The organism is Bacillus sp. ISL-39 (genome assembly GCF_018613295.1).
GTDB lineage: Bacteria > Bacillota > Bacilli > Bacillales > Cytobacillaceae > Mesobacillus.
Window position 1 is genome coordinate 71,574 of sequence record NZ_JAGGQM010000019.1, and the last position, 18,614, is coordinate 90,187.

Below are 18,614 nucleotides of genomic sequence, written 5' to 3' on the forward strand. Positions count from 1 at the left end.
AAAAGACCATTCGTCCCTAACTTCTAGGGACGAATGGTCCGTGTTGCCACCCTAATTACTCACGAATGAGTCACTCTGCCCATGCCTCAGTGAAGCATGGATACCTTTAACGCAGGATACGTCTGAGTTTACTAAAGTTCAACCCAGAAGCTCAAAAGTCCATTCCATTTGCCAGGCTGTTTGTTTCCACCAACCACAAACTCTCTGAAAGCCTTGAACAGATGTACTACTCTTCATCATTGCTTTTTATGATTTATTAGAAATGATTATAATCAAAACCTCCATGAGAAGCAAGGGTTCAGGTGCAATTTTACAGATAATAAATGAACAGTGCAGCAAGCATCAGGATAAAATCCAGCAATCCAACCATTAGTAACGGGTTAGCATTGAAAGTGACCAGTTCTGATAAAGGTGTCATCTCATCAAACGACTTTTTCTTGTCTCCATCTTCCTTACCAGCAAAAACAGACCGGAAAGAATAAGAAATTGCGTCAAAAAAACCAGAATTAATCGTAAAGACTATAAGAGAAGTAAACAGGAGAACGCTAGCAACATAAAAAGAGAAATTTATATAACTGAGCAATGTAATGCTCTGCTGATAGACAAGCGCAAGAATCAAAATCAATAGCTGTGTAACAATAAAACTAGAAAAAATTTTCCCAAATCTATTACGCATTTTTTAAATTCTCCCTTATATTGTTATTTCATAAAAGTAATTTCTTGAATAATTCTTCCGAATAAATCAAATATTACAATAAGATACGCCCTATATTTACTCCAGAAAGGCTTATAAGTCACTATTATAACACAAATCAAGCAGGGAATTTATTACTATTGTTTCAAAGTTGTAAATTTTTCGCGCAAAAATATTGAACATTTAATTCAATCTATGTATAATAGGGAATGTAAAAAGTTTTCAGAAAACATTAAAAAAGAGGGGGCATATCCTTGAAAAAGTCAAAATTTTCATTTCTATTGATTTTGACTCTAGTATTCTCGTTAATCCTGTCTGCATGTAACGGCGGCGAAAACAATGCTGGAGAAGAAAAGCCTGAAGATGATGCAAAATCAGGCGAAGACACACCTAATGTACCACAAGAATTAAGAATGTTGGATTCTTCCGAAATCCCAACAATGGACACAGTCCTTGCTGAAGGTTCTACAAGTTTCACTTACATAAACAACGTAGGTGAAGGTCTTTACCGCCTTGACCAGGACCACAAGCCAGTTCCTGCACTTTCGGACGGCGAGCCTGAAATCAGTGATGACAACCTTGTCTACACTTTCAAACTAATCGACTCAAAATGGTCTAACGGCGAGCCTGTAACAGCTCACGACTTCGTGTATGCTTGGCAGCGCGCTATCGACCCAGCGACTGCATCTCCATATGGTCCTTACATGATGGGCGGCAAGATCAAGAACGCTGAGAAAATCACTGAAGCCGGATCTAAGAAAGAGGCTTATGATGTAACTGAACTTGGCGTTAAAGCACTTGACGACAAGACTTTGGAAGTAACTCTTGAAAAGCCAATCGCTTACTGGCAAGACCTTTTCGCTTTCCCAACATTCTATCCGCAAAACCAGAAGTTTGTTGAAGAGAAAGGCGAGGCTTTCGCAAGTAATGCTGAAAACTTACTTTACAACGGTCCATTCGTAATGGAAACTTGGGAAGGTACTGACGCTACTGAGTGGGTACTGGCTAAGAACCCTAATTACCACAACGCTGATCAAGTTAAACTTGAAAAGATCACTGTAAACGTAGTAAAAGATTCTAACTCTGCTGTAAACGCATTTGAAGCTGGCGAAACAGATATGACTGGATTGCTTTCTTCTGATATCGTTCCTTCATATGAAGGCGATGAGCGCATGCTTAGCTGGATGGAAGCTGTAGTATTCTGGATCAAAATGAACCAGAAGAACGAAGCACTTGCTAACGTAAATATCCGTAAAGCAATCGCAATGGGCTTCAACAAAGAAGACCTTGCTAAGAGCATCCTGAACAACGGTTCAGTTGCTGCTAACTACTTTGTACCAAAAGATTTCGTAACACTTGATGGTGAAGATTTCCGTGAAAAGCATGGCGACCTAATCACTTTCAACGCTGAAGAAGCTAAGAAACATTGGGAAGCTGGTCTTAAGGAACTTGGCGTAGATAAGTTAGAACTTCGCTACCTTGGTGGAGACACTGAAGCAGCTAAGAAAACTGATGCTTACATCAAGAACCAGTTAGAAACAAACCTTCCTGGCTTGACAATCAAGCTTGAGAGCGTTCCTTTCGCAGTACGTCTAGAGCGTGACAACGCTATGGATTACGATCTTCAATTCGCAGGATGGGGACCAGACTACGGTAACGCATTGTCGTTCACTGACCTTTGGATCACTGATGGCGGAAGCAACAGAATGGGTTACTCTAACCCGAAATATGATAAGCTGATCAAAGATGCTCAAGGTGAACTTGCTACTGATGAGAAAGCTCAGTGGGAAGCACAGCAGGAAGCTGAAAGAATCATGCTTGAAGAAGATGCTGGTCTAGCACCTGTTTACCAGCGTGCAGCTAACATCCTTCTTAACCCGAATGTTAAAGGTCTTGCGATCTACAACTACGGTCCTGACTACTCATTCCAGTGGGTAACAATCGAAGGCGAAGAATAAAAACTTAAAAAAGTTTCTTATTTCAGAATGTAATAATTCTGAGGATAGAAAGAGAGTATATCTAGATATACTCTCTTTTTCCCTGTAAACGATTTGTCGAACAATAGGGAAAATTGAAATTATACAGGAGGTGCACCCATATGGCAAAATACCTGTTAAAAAGGGTACTTTATATGTTTTTGACTCTTTTCATTATTGCGTCCCTTACATTCTTCTTAATGAAAATCATTCCTGGTACGCCATTTGCAAGTGCGAATAAATTGGGTCCTGCACAAATGGAAATCATGAAGGCAAAGTACGGTCTCGACCAGCCGGTACCTGTGCAGTACGCTAAGTATATTGGAAACTTGCTTCAAGGCGATCTGGGTATTTCGTTTCAGTTTAACAATACACCGGTAACTGACCTGATGTTCAAACGCTTAGGACCATCTATGCAGTTAGGTGCCCAGGCTATGCTCTTTGGTACAATTGTAGGGATTGTCCTTGGGATCTTCGCGGCAATAAGACAGAATACTTGGGTCGATTATAGTTCTACTTTTATCGCAGTTTTGGGTAAGTCTATTCCTAACTTCGTATTTGCAGGATTACTGCAATACTTTGTGGGTGTTAAATTAGGCTGGTTCCCTGTACTCTTCTGGCGAGGATTTGAGTATACAATCCTGCCGACCATCGCTCTTTCCATGTTGCCAATTGCGATTGCTGCCCGTTTCATGAGAACTGAAATGATTGAAGTGTTAGGGTCAGACTATATCATGCTGGCAAAAGCTAAAGGTGCGAGTTTCTTTGAGATTGCGTTTAAGCATGCTTTAAGAAACGCGTTAATTCCGTTGGTAACGGTTTTAGGACCTTTGGCAATTTCATTGATGACTGGTTCCCTTGTAATCGAAAAGATTTTTGCGATTCCTGGTCTTGGTGAACAGTTCGTAAAATCTATTACAGTAAATGATTACCCTGTTATCATGGGAACAACCATTTTATTTGCTGCATTATTTGTAGTTATCATCCTTGTTGTGGATATTCTTTACGGTATCATCGATCCACGCATCAGGCTGTCTGGAGGTAATAAGTAATGGCTGACTTTGAATCAAACATTCCAAAAGATCGTTTTAGGCCGGCAGATATCGATTCGGCCAAAAGCGAGGAAATTAACAAGCCAAGCTTAACCTTCTGGCAGGATGCTTGGATGCGTGTACGCAAAAATAAAGGTGCGCTTGTAAGCTTAATTGTAATGGCAATAGTTATCCTATTGGCATTCGTTGGTCCATTAATCAGCGGCAAAGAGTTTGATAAACAAAATGTTTCTCATAATAATTTACCTCCCAAAATCCAGGGGCTAGAACATATTAGCTGGCTGCCATTTGACGGTGTAAAGACAAATAAAGCCGGCAAAGAAATCAATATGTATGAAGTCAAAAAAGTCGATGAATACTACTGGTTTGGTACGGATGCTTTAGGACGTGACTTATTTACTCGTGTGTGGAAAGGTACGCAAATTTCTCTGTATATTGCGTTTTTGGCCGCGGTTATTGATATGATCATTGGTGTTGCTTATGGTGCCATTTCGGGTTACTATGGCGGACGACTGGATAATGTCATGCAAAGGATCACTGAAGTGCTTGTTGGTATCCCGCTAATGATTGTCGTTATCTTGATGATCCTTGTATTGCAGCCAGGTATTATTTCCATTACCGTTGCACTGACCATAACAGGTTGGGTAGGTATGGCCCGTGTTGTACGTGCCCAGACGCTTAAGCTTAAGGAACAGGAGTTTGTACTTGCTTCTAAAACTCTCGGGAACAGTGATGGCAAAATCATCTCTAAACACTTATTGCCAAACCTTGCTGGTGTTATTATTATCAATACAATGTTCACGATTCCAAATGCGGTATTCTTTGAAGCATTCCTGAGCTTTATCGGACTTGGTCTTCAGGATCCTTATGCATCACTCGGTACATTGATTGATGAAGGTTTTAAAGTGCTAAGGTTACACCCACATGAGATGATAATTCCAGCTGTTATCATCAGTATCATCATGATTACGTTCAATATGCTGGCAGACGGATTGCGCGATGCGCTTGATCCGAAAATGCGCGATTAAGGGGCAGGTGAATGTATTATGGAAAATATTCTAGAAGTTAAGGATTTAAATATATCCTTCCATACATTCGCGGGCGAAGTGAAAGCGATCCGCGGTGTAAACTTTGAACTGAAAAAGGGAGAAACCCTTGCAATAGTTGGTGAGTCGGGATCAGGTAAATCAGTAACGACAAAAGCAATCATGAGGTTGCTGCCTCCATCCAATTCAGAGATTACGGAAGGAGAAATCTTGTTCGAAGGCAAAGACTTAACTAAATTGACAGACAAGCAAATGCAGAAAATCCGTGGACAGGATATCTCGATGATTTTCCAGGATCCAATGACCTCTTTAAATCCAACTATGAATGTTGGAATGCAGATCATGGAACCTTTGATCAAGCACCAAAATATGAGTAAATCAGCGGCGAAAGAGCGTGCGGTTCAGCTGTTGAAGCTGGTAGGTATCCCGAAACCTGAATTACGTATCAAACAATACCCGCATCAATTCTCAGGCGGCATGAGGCAGAGGGTTGTTATCGCGATTGCTTTGGCATGTAATCCAAAGGTTCTAATTGCCGATGAGCCGACAACAGCGTTGGATGTAACAATCCAGGCGCAGATTTTGGAACTGATGAAAGATTTGCAGCAAAAAATCGACACTTCCATCATTTTCATTACCCATGACCTTGGTGTTGTAGCGAACGTTGCTGACAGAGTGGCAGTCATGTACGGTGGGAAAATTGTCGAAATCGGTACAGTGGATGAAGTCTTCTACAATCCGCAGCATCCATACACTTGGGGATTGATCAGCTCTATGCCAAGCCTTGATGCTAAAGAAGAAGAACTTTATGCGATCCCTGGTACACCGCCAAACTTATTGTATCCGCCAAAAGGTGATGCTTTTGCGCCTCGTAATGAATATGCAATGCAAATCGACCTAGAAGAACAGCCTCCAATGTTTAAAGTGTCTGACACACATTATGCTGCTACATGGCTGTTGCATCCAGATGCTCCTAAGGTAGAACCACCGGAAGCTGTGAAGAGCAGAATGCGTAAATTCATGGGCGCTAAATAACTGTAGGAGGAGGACTGGCTGATGGAAAATAGAGAAAAGCTTCTTGAAATAAAGAATCTAAAGCAGTACTTCAATATGGGTCAACCAAATGAAGTAAGAGCTATCGATGGAATTACTTTTGATATCTTTAAAGGAGAAACTCTTGGATTGGTTGGAGAGTCAGGATGTGGCAAGTCCACGACGGGCCGAACAATCATCAGGCTTTATGAAGCGACAGATGGAGATGTCCTTTACAAGGGAGAAAACGTACACGGCAAGAAGAGCAAAAAAGATTTAAAAAGATTCAACAGAAGTATGCAAATGATATTCCAGGATCCTTATGCTTCCTTGAACCCAAGGATGAAGGTTTCCGATGTAATTGCCGAGGGTATTGATATTCACGGCCTTGCGAAGAGCAAACAAGAAAGAATGGAAATGGTATATGAACTGCTTGAAACAGTTGGCTTAAACAGAGAACACGCCAACCGTTATCCACATGAGTTTTCAGGTGGACAAAGGCAGCGGATCGGGATTGCGCGTGCCCTTGCCGTGCAGCCGGAATTTATTATCGCAGACGAACCAATTTCCGCTCTTGACGTTTCCATCCAGGCACAAGTTGTCAACCTGATGAAGAAACTTCAGCGTGAAAAAGGTTTAACATACTTGTTTATCGCACATGACCTTTCTATGGTAAAATATATCAGCGATCGCATTGGTGTAATGTACTTTGGTAAGCTGGTGGAGTTAACTACAGCTGAAGAGCTATACAAAAACCCGCTTCACCCATACACACAATCATTGCTTTCTGCAATCCCGCTTCCAGACCCAGAATCTGAGCGTACACGCCGACGCAAAACATATGATTCAAATGTACATCAGTATGCAGATGGAGAAGAAGTGAAGATGCGCGAAGTCGTTCCGGGGCACTATGTCTATTGCTCAGAAAAGGAACTGAAGCAATATCAGCAGCAATATGTCAAATAAACTAAACGATCTCTTATTTTGAGATCGTTTTTTTGATTTCAAAAGGGCCGGTAATAAATTCCAAATAAAAATATTAAACTATAATATCTAAATGTGTCGAAAGTGGGTAAAATAGACTTATAGAAACATATTATAAAGATAGCGGTTATTTTGAGTGAGGTACGTTTTGAAAGGAGAGTTGTTTGTGCAGTTTAAAAAAATAGCAGCAGCAGCATTATTAGCTGCCTCTTTTTCACAAGCAGGAGGTACAGTATTTGCAGAATCGAAAGCGCATGAAACAGAAAGACTTCCGGTCAGGGAACATCAATCGTTGGTCAGGGAAATACCAGAGCAGATGCCAAGGTTCAAGTTTGATTCAGGTTATTCATTTGAATATCCTGATGCTGTAAGAGGAATCTATGTAACCGGGAATTCTGCTGGAGGAGAGAGGTTTAAAAGTCTTACCAAACTTGTTGATGAGACTGATTTAAACGCGATGGTCATTGATATAAAAGAAGACCATGGATATCTTACATATAAACCAGATGAGAATTCTCCTTTTAAAGATATCGGAAAGCCCTATATTAAAGATCCAGAAAAATTATTAAAGACTTTGGAAGAAAAACAGATTTATCCTATCGCCAGGGTAGTCGTTTTCAAAGATACAGCTCTGGCAAATAAAAAACCGGAGTGGTCATTTAAAGAAGGGAATCAAGTCTGGAAAAATGGCAGGGGAGAATCATTCGTAAATCCATTTGTGAAAGAAGTGTGGGATTACAACGTTCAAATTGCCATCGAGGCAGCAAAAATGGGCTTCCAGGAAATCCAGTTCGACTATGTCCGTTTCCCTGAGGGATTCGAAAAGAGGGACTCTACTCTTCAATATTCCATGGGGGACTATAAGGAAACAGACATGGATAATGTCCAAAAACGGGTCAAAGCAGTGACCGATTTTGTGGCCTATGCTAGGAAAGAATTAAAACCTTATGATGTCAAAGTATCAGTGGATATCTTTGGTTATACGGCAACTCTCCCTGAAGCCCCGGGAATTGGACAGAACTTCTCGAAAATCTCCGAGAATGTGGATGTCATTTCTTCCATGATTTATCCAAGCCATTGGACTTCTTATTTCGGGATTGCCAAGCCTGACACAGAGCCATACCGTCTCGTTCAGGAATATGCAAAAATGGAGAAAAAGAAGCTTGATGAATTAAAGACCCCGCCTGTTTCACGTCCATGGTTGCAGGATTTCACAGCATCATGGTTAGGCAGTGGAAATTACCTTGTCTACGGGAAAAAGGAAGTCGAAGACCAGATCAGGGCATTGAAGGATCAGGGGATTAACGAATACTTATTATGGAATGCAAGCAATAAATACTCTCCTAATGTTGATTACACACCATGATCATTCTCGATGTTAAAAATTATACTTTCTGATACTAAAACAGCCTGGAACGATGAAAATCATTCCAGGCTGTTTTCATATCATTAGATTATCGATATGAAAATAAGTTATAATAACAGATGGGATATGGATTACTTCTTGCTGCCGCCGACATTTTTCCAGCCAGTTTGCAAACTTGTTGATTGATCGACGAATTCATTTCTTTTATTTCCACTAAAGAACCTAGTTCCTACTCCATTGGTGATCACACCAATTGTCGCGGTAATACCCACAATCAGTAAAGCAACGATAGTTAGATCCATTATGTAACCGCCCATGATAAACCTCCACCTTTTTTTTCACATAATCTTGTTAGTGATTTTGTGATAAATATAATACATGATCCCCGTACATCTTTATTTTAAAAGAATTGCCGGTGTATTAAAAGAACTTTATAAAGAAAAAATAATACAAGTATTTAGATCATGGTTATATAAGAAAAGCTGGGTGCTTATCGGGATGGAATAAAATCAAAAAGGAGATAAGCAATGCATTGGTATGAGAAATTAAATCAATATTTCCCAATTGAGGAAATGAAATCAAAAGAACACATGGAAACACTTTTAAAGGAAAGACCAGAGATGTACCATAAGGATGAGGGGCCAGGACATGTGCTCATGTATGTAGAGACAGAGGATTTTGTGTTCATTGATTACCTATTCGTATCTAAGTCGACCCGCGGTCAGGGGCTAGGCCACAAGTTGATCGAGAAGCTGAAGGAAAAAAGCAAGCCGATTATCCTTGAGGTTGAACCAGTTAATTATGAGGACACAGATACTGAAAAACGCCTGCGCTTTTACAAGCGGGAAGGTTTCGAGCATGCGAGGACGATTGGTTACAGGCGTCGGTCGCTCGCTACGAAGGAAATCAATGAGATGGAAATCCTTTTCTGGTCACCTGATGAGGCGTCTGAGGATCTAGTGTACGAAGCCATGAAGAAAACCTACAACATGATTCACACTTATAAAGATAAAAAGTTTTACGGAGAATCATACCAGCCAGTTGATGAAGTATTGACTGTCGAAGATCAACGTGATGATTTGCTTCAGGACATCTAAGTCACGAACGCAACCAGTGTTTTTACACGGTTGCGTTTTCATTGTTACTAAATTAATTGAGAATAAATTTTTTTAAATAAAAAGGTTTAAGTCCTGCACAACCGGGTAAATATAATTAAATTAAGAAAATGAATACCCGACGGACACATCTGGGAAGAATTGTACGAATATTTATATAGATTGAAGCAGAAGGTGATGAAAAAATATAATCTTTCTTGAAACTTTTTTCTATTTCGTTCGTTATATATAGAGAAGAGAGAAAATAATCTTACATAAATACCCGGAATAATTTAAGAAAAGGGATACCTTTTATCAAATCCATGGTGTATAATAAACAATATGAATTATAAAATTAAACTTATTATTATTTAAGAAATGGCAGTTCATTTGAAGCAAATAATATATAAGTAAATCTAAGGGAGTGTGAATTAGCAATGGTCACTTTATACACTTCACCAAGTTGTACCTCTTGCAGAAAAGCCAAGTCTTGGCTGGAAGAACATGAAATCTCATATACTGAAAGAAATATATTCTCAGAGCCTTTATCAATTGATGAAATAAAGGAAATTCTTCGTATGACAGAAGATGGGACGGATGAAATCATCTCAACCCGGTCTAAGACTTTCCAAAAGCTTGATGTGAACCTGGAAACAATGCCTTTGCAAGAACTGTTTGAGGTTATCAAGGAAAACCCTGGCTTGCTCCGCCGTCCGATCATCATTGATGAAAAACGCCTGCAGGTTGGATACAATGAAGATGAAATTAGACGATTCCTGCCACGTAAAGTGCGTACTTTCCAGCTTCGCGAGGCTCAGCGTTTAGTAAACTAAACCTTTAAGCTCCCTTTTTGGGGGCTTTTTATTTTTCATGCCGCGCCTAACCCGGTGTGCTCCTGGCAATGCAGACAAATTGAAATTCAGGCACTTTTCTGGTAAAATGTAAAGAATACTTTAAATTGGTTTGTTAAGTCGCAATGAATTTTGGCTAACCTTCTTGATTGTATCTTTAGGGGCGGGAAGCCTGTGGTTAAGGCAGCGCATTAGCACAATCCCCGCAGCATATTAAACAGATAAATCTATTCAGGCGAGTCCATTCATCAGCCTTTTATAAAAGTTCTTTTCGTGAATTTTGTTGCTTGTACCACCTTTTTGCGCATTATAAGTTCGGAAGTCTCATCTAAAAGAACCTCGATGCCTATAATAATGCGGACATAACCATGTACGATAGCAAAAATAATTAATGCGGAAACTGCCTTTATAAAAATGGGTGTATATTTTGTTTCCAAAATGGCTTAATATAACATAAAATAAAAGTACAAGATCGTTTATTTCTTTTTACACAGCCCCTTTATAAATCAAGGTGATTCAGGCTTATTTATTAAGGGTAAATGATAAAGACCAACTGCTTTTTTGGGGGTATTTAGTCCCTTCAAATCTTTGCCTGGAAGGGAGAGAAAGCGAATGGAAATCGAGCGTATTAATGAGAATACCGTGAAATTTTATATTTCATATATGGACATAGAGGAGCGCGGTTTTGACCGGGAGGAAATCTGGTATAACCGTGATCGCAGCGAAGAGCTATTCTGGGAGATGATGGATGAAGTCCATGCCGAGGAGGAGTTCGCAGTTGAAGGCCCTTTATGGATCCAGGTTCAGGCCCTGGAAAAAGGTCTGGAGGTTTTAGTGACAAAGGCACAGCTGTCCAAGGACGGTCCAAAGTTTGAACTGCCGCTTCCAAATGATAAGATGAAGGATCTTCCAGTCGATGAGAGGATTGAAGAGCTGCTTGACCATCAGTTTAATCCAAAAGGAATTGATGATGCGGATCCTGCCTTCGAGGATGATTTAGAATTCCTGCTATACTTCAAGGATTTTGAAGATGTCATTGCTCTTTCAAAACGGCCGGGAATCGATAAAGTCAAAACAAGCTTATACAGCTATGAAGACAAATATTATTTATACATTGAGTTTCCTGAGCAGGAATTTGAGGATGAAGAAGAAATTGACAATATCCTTAGCGTTCTTCTAGAGTATGGGCAGGAGTCGACAGTCACGATTTACCGTCTCGATGAATACGGTAATAAGATTATCGAAGAAGATGTGTTTAGTGTCATAAGAAAGCATTTTTCCTGAGTGAAGGCCGATTTCAGAAATGAAATCGGCTTTTTTGATATAATAGTCTGTATGTATGAATCCCTTCATTACATATAAACGTATATATATATCTGAAGTTCCCAACGCTTGTTGCGGGAAAAATACAGAGAGAGAAACAGGTGGTTACATGAAGAATACAGTTCGGATCTTAACGTTTTTATTGATCCTTGCTGGGATCTACTATTTGTTTTATGAAAGACTTGATCCAGTTTATCTTGGATATATCAGTATATTTATGTCGCTCACAGTCATCTTCATCGGCTTTGTGATATTCCTCGAGAATCGGCATCCAGCCCAGACATTGACATGGATTGTCGTACTGGGCGGCTTCCCAGTTGTAGGTTTTATTTTTTATCTGTTATTCGGCAGGAATAAACGCAAGGAAAAGATGTTCCGGCGTAAATATTTTCTTGATAAAAAAGCCTTCTCAAAAATCGAAGGAGACTCGGAAAGGGTCAACAAGGCAAGGATGCTTGACATGGAAGAAGATCATCGCCGCTTGTTTACCCTCGCCCAAAAGCTTGGGAACAGTCCAATTTCATTTGCGACCTCCACAAAGGTGCTGACAAATGGTGATGAAACTTTCAGCCACATTCTTGAAGAGCTAAAAAAAGCTACCCACCATATACACATGGAATATTACATTGTCCGCCATGATGAAATTGGAGAAGAAATAAAGGAAGTCTTAGTCAGCAAAGCAAGGAAAGGGGTTAAGGTCAGATTCCTGTTTGACTCTGTCGGTTCCTGGAAGCTGTCAAAAAAATATATTTCCGACCTAAGTGAAGCGGGGGTAGAGGTGGTCGAGTTTGGTCCTGTCCGCCTGCCGTTCCTAAATAGTAAATTTAATTTCAGGAATCACAGGAAAATCATCGTTATTGATGGAACTGTTGGTTTTGTAGGCGGCCTGAATATCGGAGATGAATACCTGGGCAGGGACAAAGGGTTTGGCTTTTGGCGGGACACTCATCTTATGGCAAAGGGAGAAGCAGTAAGGAGTCTTCAGCTGATATTCCTTCAGGATTGGTATTACATGACGAATAAAAGCTTTTTGACGTCGGATTATCTTTCACCATCCCTGCAGGCCAACACTCATGGAGGAGTCCAAATGATAGCTGGAGGACCTGACAATGAATGGAGTGTCATAAAGAATATCTTCTTTTCCATGATTTCCTCTGCTGATAAATCAGTTTGGATCGCGTCACCATATTTCATCCCTGATGAAGACATTTTCAGCGCAATTAAAGTAGCGGCGCTCAGTGGTCTGGATGTCAGGCTGCTTGTCCCGAAGCGGCCAGATAAAAGAATCGTATTCTTTGCTTCGAGATCGTACTTTCCGGAACTGCTTGAAGCTGGTGTGAAGATTTATGAATATGAAAAGGGCTTTATGCATAGTAAAATCGTCATAGTCGATGGTGAGCTCGCTTCCATCGGGACATCTAATATGGATATGAGAAGTTTCCACCTGAATTTTGAAGTCAACGCCTTCCTATACAAAACGAATAGCACGACGAAGCTTGTGAAAGAATTTGAAAATGATGTACTCCATTCAATAGAGATTGTCATGGATGATTTTAATAAACGTCACCTTGGCTATAGACTGCTCGAATCCACTTCGAGGCTCTTGTCACCGATGCTGTAGAAACCCGGATTTTAACTCCGGGTTTTTTTGCATTTTATAAGAAAGTATAAACATTTTTATTAAGATTAGTTTCTAGCTCCAGCGCTTGTCGGGGCTGACCAAGGCGCTTCCGCTTTTCTTGATTTGTGAACGTTTTATTAACCTTTTTCAAATATCAAGGTATTAACTCAATGAACTAGAATATGTCATGGAGAAAGGAGGCGCATAAAATGTGCTAGTTGCGAAAAAAAATGATGGCAAAAGGCTATCATTGGGTGAAAGATATGAAAAAAGTGATTTAATAGAAATCAGGTCGAGGGAGAAATTCTACTGTCCAGAATGTGATGAAGAAGTGGTTATGAAACTAGGCAATAAGAAGATTTGGCACTTTTCTCATTTGGCGGGAGGAAGCTGCCGGTATGAGTATGAACGAGAATCAGAGTACCATCTTACCGGAAAGCTAAAGCTTTATAATTGGCTGAAGAAGCAAGGAATTACTGCTGAACTTGAACAATTCGACCCAATAATGAAGCAGAAACCGGACATTGCTTTCGTATTTCAGAACCAAAAATATGCGATTGAATTCCAATGTTCTGTCATTCCTGCTGAGATATTTGAAAAAAGAACAAAAAGGTATTTTGATCATGGGGTAATTCCGATTTGGGTTGCTGCCGAGAACTTGATTAAGCGTAAGTCGAATAATGTTGTCTCAATCAATAACTTCCTCTTCCTCTTCATTCGGCGGTCCAGGTACTCCTGGAATATACCGGCCTTTTGCCCAATTACAGGGCAATTCGTTAATTTGCATGGAGCCATTCCAATCACTTCTAAAAAGACAATCACAAATTTTGAAGTACAGTCGATAAATCAGTACGCAATAGCGGAGTTTCTCAGTCCGGCTGATAAGCCATTTGCCTTCTTGAAGGCCTGGCAAAGTGAAAACCAAAAAATGAAATCACACTACTTAACTTCTCCTGGTGCATGGCAAAATCCATTCCTGAAAGAACTCTACCGCAATCATCTAAGTCTTCTTACAATTCCATCCCAAATGGGACTTCCTGTACGCTCAAGCCCCTATATCGAAACGCCTTCATTAATCTGGCAGACATATCTCTACCTCGATGTTTTCCGGCATTATCAAATTGGGGAAATTATAGATTATTCGAAAATCCGGGAAGCCTTTTATCAGCGTGTAAGAAGGAAAGAAATCAAACTTCGCATCTTGCCCGCAGCTCGAGAAAAAGATCACTGGCATGCTCTTGCTGAATACGTATTTCTTTTAACAAGAGTGTCATTCTTGGAAAAAATTGATTCAGGCAAAGTGAAAGTACTCCGGAAAATTATTATTCCGAATTCAATTGATGACCAAATTAAGGCTGAAGCAGACTTTTTCAACAAGTACGAAAATGAAATTAGAGAATCCGTATTCCCATAACATGAAATGTATTATAACTGCGTAAAATAGGGTAGTTGGAATTAGGGCATTTAAAAAGAAAAAAATTTTTCCTTATTAAAATTTATAGAAGGAATTAATAAACCATTAGCGAATATGTTACTAGAAAAGTTTTTCGAATTCCGAAATATTGTTAGGAGGATTTATATGTCAAACGAATCTGCAGTTAAGAAATTGCCAGTAAGGGACGAGGTTGCCACAGAGAATACGTGGAGACTTGAGGATATTTTTGCAGTTGATGAACAGTGGGAAAAAGAATTTAATGAAGTAAAGGGCTTGATTCCTTCTGTCCAGGAGTATCAGGGCAAGCTGGGAGAGAGCGCTGAACAACTATATACTGCACTTCAGCTGCAGGATAAATTGCTTGAGCGTCTTGGAAGACTTTATACATACGCGCATATGCGCTATGACCAGGATACAACGAATTCTTTTTATCAGGGACTGGATGACCGTATCAAGAATCTATATTCACAAGCGGCAAGCGCGCTTGCGTTCATCGTACCAGAAATCCTGGCTGTTGATGAAGAGAAAATAAAAAGCTTTTTGAATGAAAGAGAAGAGCTGAAGCTTTATGAGCATGCATTGGAGGAAATCAACCTGCAGCGTCCGCATGTCCTATCTGCTGAAGAGGAAGCGCTTCTGGCTCAGGCTTCGGAGGTTATGAGCTCACCTTCAAATACCTTCGGAATGCTGAACAATGCGGATCTCGAATTCCCTTCAATCAAGGATGAGAACGGAGAGGATGTGGAAATCACACATGGCCGCTACATCCGATTCCTGGAAAGCGAGGACCGCAGAGTTCGTGAAGATGCTTTCAAAGCTGTTTATAAAACATATGGCAGCTTCAAGAATACTTTTTCCAGCACATTAAGCGGCAATATCAAAAAGGATAATTTTAATGCAAGGATTCGTAAATATGACTCTGCGAGGCATGCTGCGCTTGCTGCGAATAATATTCCTGAAAGTGTCTATGAAAATCTTGTTAATACGGTGAATGACAATCTGCACCTTCTTCACAGATATGTTAAGCTCCGCAGGAAGGTACTTGGCCTGGATAAGCTTCATATGTATGACCTTTACACACCGCTTGTTAAGGATGTGAAAATGGAGATTCCTTATTCAGAAGCAAAGGAATATGTCCTAAAAGGATTAGCGCCTCTTGGGGATGAATATAATACTATCCTTAAAGAAGGATTCGAAAATCGCTGGGTGGATGTGTATGAGAATAAGGGTAAGCGCAGCGGTGCCTATTCATCAGGCGCGTATGGCACTAATCCATATATCCTGATGAACTGGCAGGATAATGTCAATAATCTGTTTACGCTGGCTCACGAATTCGGACATTCCGTACACAGCTACTATACAAGGAAGACACAGCCATATCCGTACGGCAACTATTCAATTTTCGTTGCTGAAGTGGCATCCACTTGCAATGAAGCATTATTGAATGACTATATGCTCAAGACAATCGATGATGAGCAGAAGCGACTGTATCTTTTGAATCATTACCTTGAGGGCTTCCGTGGAACAGTATTCAGGCAGACGATGTTTGCCGAATTTGAACATTTGATCCACCAGAAAGCACAGAATAACGAGGCATTGACAGCTGATGCACTGACAAAGGACTACTACGAGCTAAACAAAAAGTATTTCGGTGAAGAGGACATCATGATCGATGAAGAAATCGGTCTTGAATGGTCAAGAATTCCTCATTTCTATTATAATTACTATGTTTACCAGTATGCCACTGGGTTCAGTGCAGCAACAGCACTGAGCAAACAGATCCTTGAAGAAGGACAGCCGGCAGTCGAGCGCTACATTGAATTCCTGAAATCAGGCAGCTCGGATTATCCAATCGAGGTACTGAAAAAAGCAGGCGTCGATATGACAAGTTCGAAACCAATCGAGGAAGCATTGAAAGTCTTTGAAGAAAAGCTTAATGAAATGGAAGCGCTGCTTTCATAATAGAAAAGCACAAGCGCTGCAGCTAGACGATTCTCAAAGTGTATATATACTTTCTAATATCCCAAACGAAAACGGCCGCAGAGAATGCGGCCGGTTTTTTATATGTTATTAAAATCTTGTCACAAACTTGCAGCTGGCAAAAATGGTCTTGGAGTTTAGCGCGGTAGTTGTGCATAGTTTAAAAACCTTTAAACTTTTTACGGTTATTTAAATATATCAGTAAAATAAATAATGCTAGAAACAGGATAGGGGAGGTAAGATATAAGGGCAGAAGATGCATTAACCCCAAAATATGAAGGATAAAAGAAAAAAGTATGAATAGAGCCATAAGGGAAAGACCTATTTTATCCAATTTAATCACTCCGAATCGCTTTATATCTCATTTATATGCTTGTGCCCAGGCATTCATGAATCGGATTTGACAATATTGTGAAATAACACACAAGGATATTGTGATAGGGAGCCAGGATATGATATATTTATGGCGTGAAGTTGATCACAAGCAAACATTTACCCCTTTGTTTGACCGTGAAAAATTTCTCCCATCCCCTTTGTTCGTATAAAATAGAGAAAAGGCCTTGCAGTTGGAGAGCTGCAAGGCTTTTTTCTGTTTATCGACAGCACAAAAATTCTTTGCATATAAAAAACCGTGCAAATGCACGGTCAGCCTTCGTGATATCGCCAGAACACCCCATATTTTGCAGGGATTTGTTCGACTTGTTGTTTTAGCATTAATTTCTTTAATTCCTTCTCGGCCTGTTGGACAGTCATGTTATATACAACAGCTACTTCCTTGGAAGCAACCATCTTGTATTGCTTCATGAATTGCTCAAGCATTGGCGGCTGTGCAGGTTCTGGTTTTTCCTGCAGCATTTCTTCTAGAATCTGGACATATACCTCATATGGGTAAAGCCCCGTAACCTTGATGCCCTCCTCCTCGACGTTAGCGTTAAAGAAGACGAAAGTCGGAATTTCCTGGACATCCATTTCATTCGTTATTTTCAAGTCGCATTGAAACGCTTTTGCAGCAGTTTCAGAATGGATATCGGTTACAAATTCCTCTACGTCCAATCCGACGCTCCTTGCGCAGTTTTTCAACACCTCGAAGTTAGAGACATTCTGTTTTTCAAGGAAAAGGACTTCCTGAAGCTGGCGCAGGAATCTGATGCCTTTCTTTCTCCCCTGAAGCTCAGCTGATTTTATCGCAATGGATGCTAAATAAGGGGATGACACAGGGTTTTCAAACCACAGAGACCCGTCACAGGACATTCCTGTTCTGCTTGCTGTTTTTTCCCAAAGCTCAGCAATCGTTTCATAACGTTTTTTTCTGCTCATGTTCAGTGTGGCCAGTTTGCCGCTTAATACATGGCGAATTGAAAAATATCTGCCATATTCGATTTGGAGCTTCTTGATGATTGGTTCTAGTGCCCAGCATTCCGGACAGAGCGGGTCGACAAACATGTAAATTTCGATGGGCTTTTTATCCAGGCTATGACAAAACTCAGATGGGTCATAGCTTAGAAGGTTTTCCCGACTCAGTTTCATGTGTTATCACCAGTTTCATCATCAGGAGTATTAATCATATGCTGGGCGGTCAGGTAAAGTCTTGCGTAAAAATCCTCCCTTACAGATCCTTTTAGTCCAACTTCATCCATGGCTTCAGTCATGCAGGCGAGCCAGGCTGTCGCTCTGGCCGGAGTGATTTCGAACGGCAAATGCCTTGCGCGGAGCATTGGATGGCCATGTTCATTGGTATATAAGGGTGGTCCTCCTAAATATTGAGTTAAGAACTGCTTTTGCTTTCGAGCAGTTTCGGTTAAATCATCCGGGAATATAGGAGCAAGATCAGGATGCATTCCAACACGGTGGTAAAAAGCATCGACCAGCCGGTGAAGTGTCCCTTCGCCAATGGCTTCGAATGGTAAGGTCTTATTCTCAACCATATTGATAACTCCTTTAAAATAGATTTTGAAATTTCTTTCTGCTTTGATAGTTATGCTATTTATTGTAGCAATGCTAAATTTATATCTCAAACAAATCGTCTTGGGTTCTGTGAAAAATGGAAAGGATTTGCTGTTCAAGTCTGGAAGCTTTTGTCTGGCTGACCAAGGCGCTTGCGCTTTTCTACTAATGTACACAAAAAGGCCGCCTGTTACCACTGACAGGCGGTCTAAACCA

General features: G+C 40.4%; 16 protein-coding genes and 1 other annotated feature. Of the genes, 12 read left to right on the plus strand and 4 right to left on the minus strand.

The annotated features are described in order from the left end of the window. Positions 1-22 precede the first annotated feature (22 nt). Positions 23-249: a binding site (T-box leader), on the minus strand. Between the two features lie 61 nt (positions 250-310). Beyond that, positions 311-676, minus strand: coding sequence for a DUF3899 domain-containing protein (locus J7E37_RS14665; protein ID WP_214776577.1), 366 nt, complete (start codon positions 674-676; stop codon positions 311-313). Between the two features lie 272 nt (positions 677-948). On the opposite strand from J7E37_RS14665, the gene J7E37_RS14670 reads away from it, so the two are divergent. The 6 genes from J7E37_RS14670 to J7E37_RS14695 all read left to right on the plus strand — a co-directional run bounded on the left by J7E37_RS14670 (position 949) and on the right by J7E37_RS14695 (position 8,150). Beyond that, a complete protein-coding gene (locus J7E37_RS14670; protein ID WP_214776576.1) occupies positions 949-2,652 on the plus strand; it encodes a peptide ABC transporter substrate-binding protein in 1,704 nt (567 codons plus the stop codon). A gap of 140 nt (positions 2,653-2,792) precedes the next feature. Continuing rightward, a complete protein-coding gene (opp3b, locus tag J7E37_RS14675) occupies positions 2,793-3,722 on the plus strand; it encodes an oligopeptide ABC transporter permease (protein WP_214776575.1) in 930 nt (309 codons plus the stop codon). Next, a complete protein-coding gene (gene opp3C, locus J7E37_RS14680) occupies positions 3,722-4,750 on the plus strand; it encodes an oligopeptide ABC transporter permease (RefSeq protein WP_214776574.1) in 1,029 nt (342 codons plus the stop codon). The genes opp3b and opp3C overlap by 1 nt, the downstream gene beginning before the upstream one ends. 18 nt (positions 4,751-4,768) lie before the next feature. Further along, positions 4,769-5,803, plus strand: coding sequence for an ABC transporter ATP-binding protein (locus tag J7E37_RS14685; protein ID WP_214776573.1), 1,035 nt, complete (start codon positions 4,769-4,771; stop codon positions 5,801-5,803). 21 nt (positions 5,804-5,824) lie between these two features. Then, positions 5,825-6,766, plus strand: a complete 942-nt coding sequence (locus J7E37_RS14690) for an ABC transporter ATP-binding protein (protein WP_214776572.1) — start codon at positions 5,825-5,827, stop codon at positions 6,764-6,766. 184 nt (positions 6,767-6,950) lie between these two features. Next, positions 6,951-8,150, plus strand: a complete 1,200-nt coding sequence (locus tag J7E37_RS14695; RefSeq protein ID WP_353050026.1) for a putative glycoside hydrolase — start codon at positions 6,951-6,953, stop codon at positions 8,148-8,150. A 131-nt stretch (positions 8,151-8,281) separates the two neighbouring features. Here the strand turns inward: J7E37_RS14695 and J7E37_RS14700 are convergent, their stop codons facing one another. Then, a complete protein-coding gene (locus tag J7E37_RS14700; protein WP_041968165.1) occupies positions 8,282-8,467 on the minus strand; it encodes a hypothetical protein in 186 nt (61 codons plus the stop codon). 210 nt (positions 8,468-8,677) lie between these two features. Here J7E37_RS14700 and J7E37_RS14705 point away from each other — a divergent pair, with 210 nt between their 5' ends. The 6 genes from J7E37_RS14705 to pepF all read left to right on the plus strand — a co-directional run bounded on the left by J7E37_RS14705 (position 8,678) and on the right by pepF (position 16,436). Continuing rightward, on the plus strand, positions 8,678-9,247 hold the full coding sequence (locus J7E37_RS14705) for a GNAT family N-acetyltransferase (RefSeq protein ID WP_214776571.1): 570 nt from the start codon (positions 8,678-8,680) through the stop codon (positions 9,245-9,247). A gap of 434 nt (positions 9,248-9,681) precedes the next feature. Further along, positions 9,682-10,077 (plus strand): transcriptional regulator SpxA, encoded by a 396-nt coding sequence (spxA, locus tag J7E37_RS14710; protein ID WP_167833817.1) that lies wholly within the window; start codon positions 9,682-9,684, stop codon positions 10,075-10,077. A 630-nt stretch (positions 10,078-10,707) separates the two neighbouring features. Continuing rightward, complete coding sequence (gene mecA, locus J7E37_RS14715; protein ID WP_214776570.1) at positions 10,708-11,379, plus strand: adaptor protein MecA; 672 nt, start codon at positions 10,708-10,710, stop codon at positions 11,377-11,379. A 148-nt stretch (positions 11,380-11,527) separates the two neighbouring features. Then, the gene (gene cls, locus J7E37_RS14720) at positions 11,528-13,039 is read left to right on the plus strand and encodes a cardiolipin synthase (protein ID WP_215024695.1); all 1,512 of its coding nucleotides are present in this window, start codon (positions 11,528-11,530) and stop codon (positions 13,037-13,039) included. A gap of 211 nt (positions 13,040-13,250) precedes the next feature. Next, entirely contained in the window at positions 13,251-14,453 is a 1,203-nt protein-coding gene (locus J7E37_RS14725) for a competence protein CoiA (protein WP_214776568.1), read from the plus strand. Between the two features lie 165 nt (positions 14,454-14,618). After that, positions 14,619-16,436, plus strand: coding sequence for an oligoendopeptidase F (pepF, locus tag J7E37_RS14730; RefSeq protein ID WP_215024698.1), 1,818 nt, complete (start codon positions 14,619-14,621; stop codon positions 16,434-16,436). A gap of 663 nt (positions 16,437-17,099) precedes the next feature. Here the strand turns inward: pepF and J7E37_RS14735 are convergent. After that, the gene (locus J7E37_RS14735; protein ID WP_214776566.1) at positions 17,100-17,981 is read right to left on the minus strand and encodes a ClpXP adapter SpxH family protein; all 882 of its coding nucleotides are present in this window, start codon (positions 17,979-17,981) and stop codon (positions 17,100-17,102) included. Then, positions 17,978-18,379 carry a globin domain-containing protein gene (locus J7E37_RS14740; protein ID WP_214776565.1) on the minus strand — a complete coding sequence of 134 codons (402 nt, stop codon included), beginning with the start codon at positions 18,377-18,379 and terminating at the stop codon, positions 17,978-17,980. The genes J7E37_RS14735 and J7E37_RS14740 overlap by 4 nt, the downstream gene beginning before the upstream one ends. Positions 18,380-18,614 lie beyond the last annotated feature (235 nt).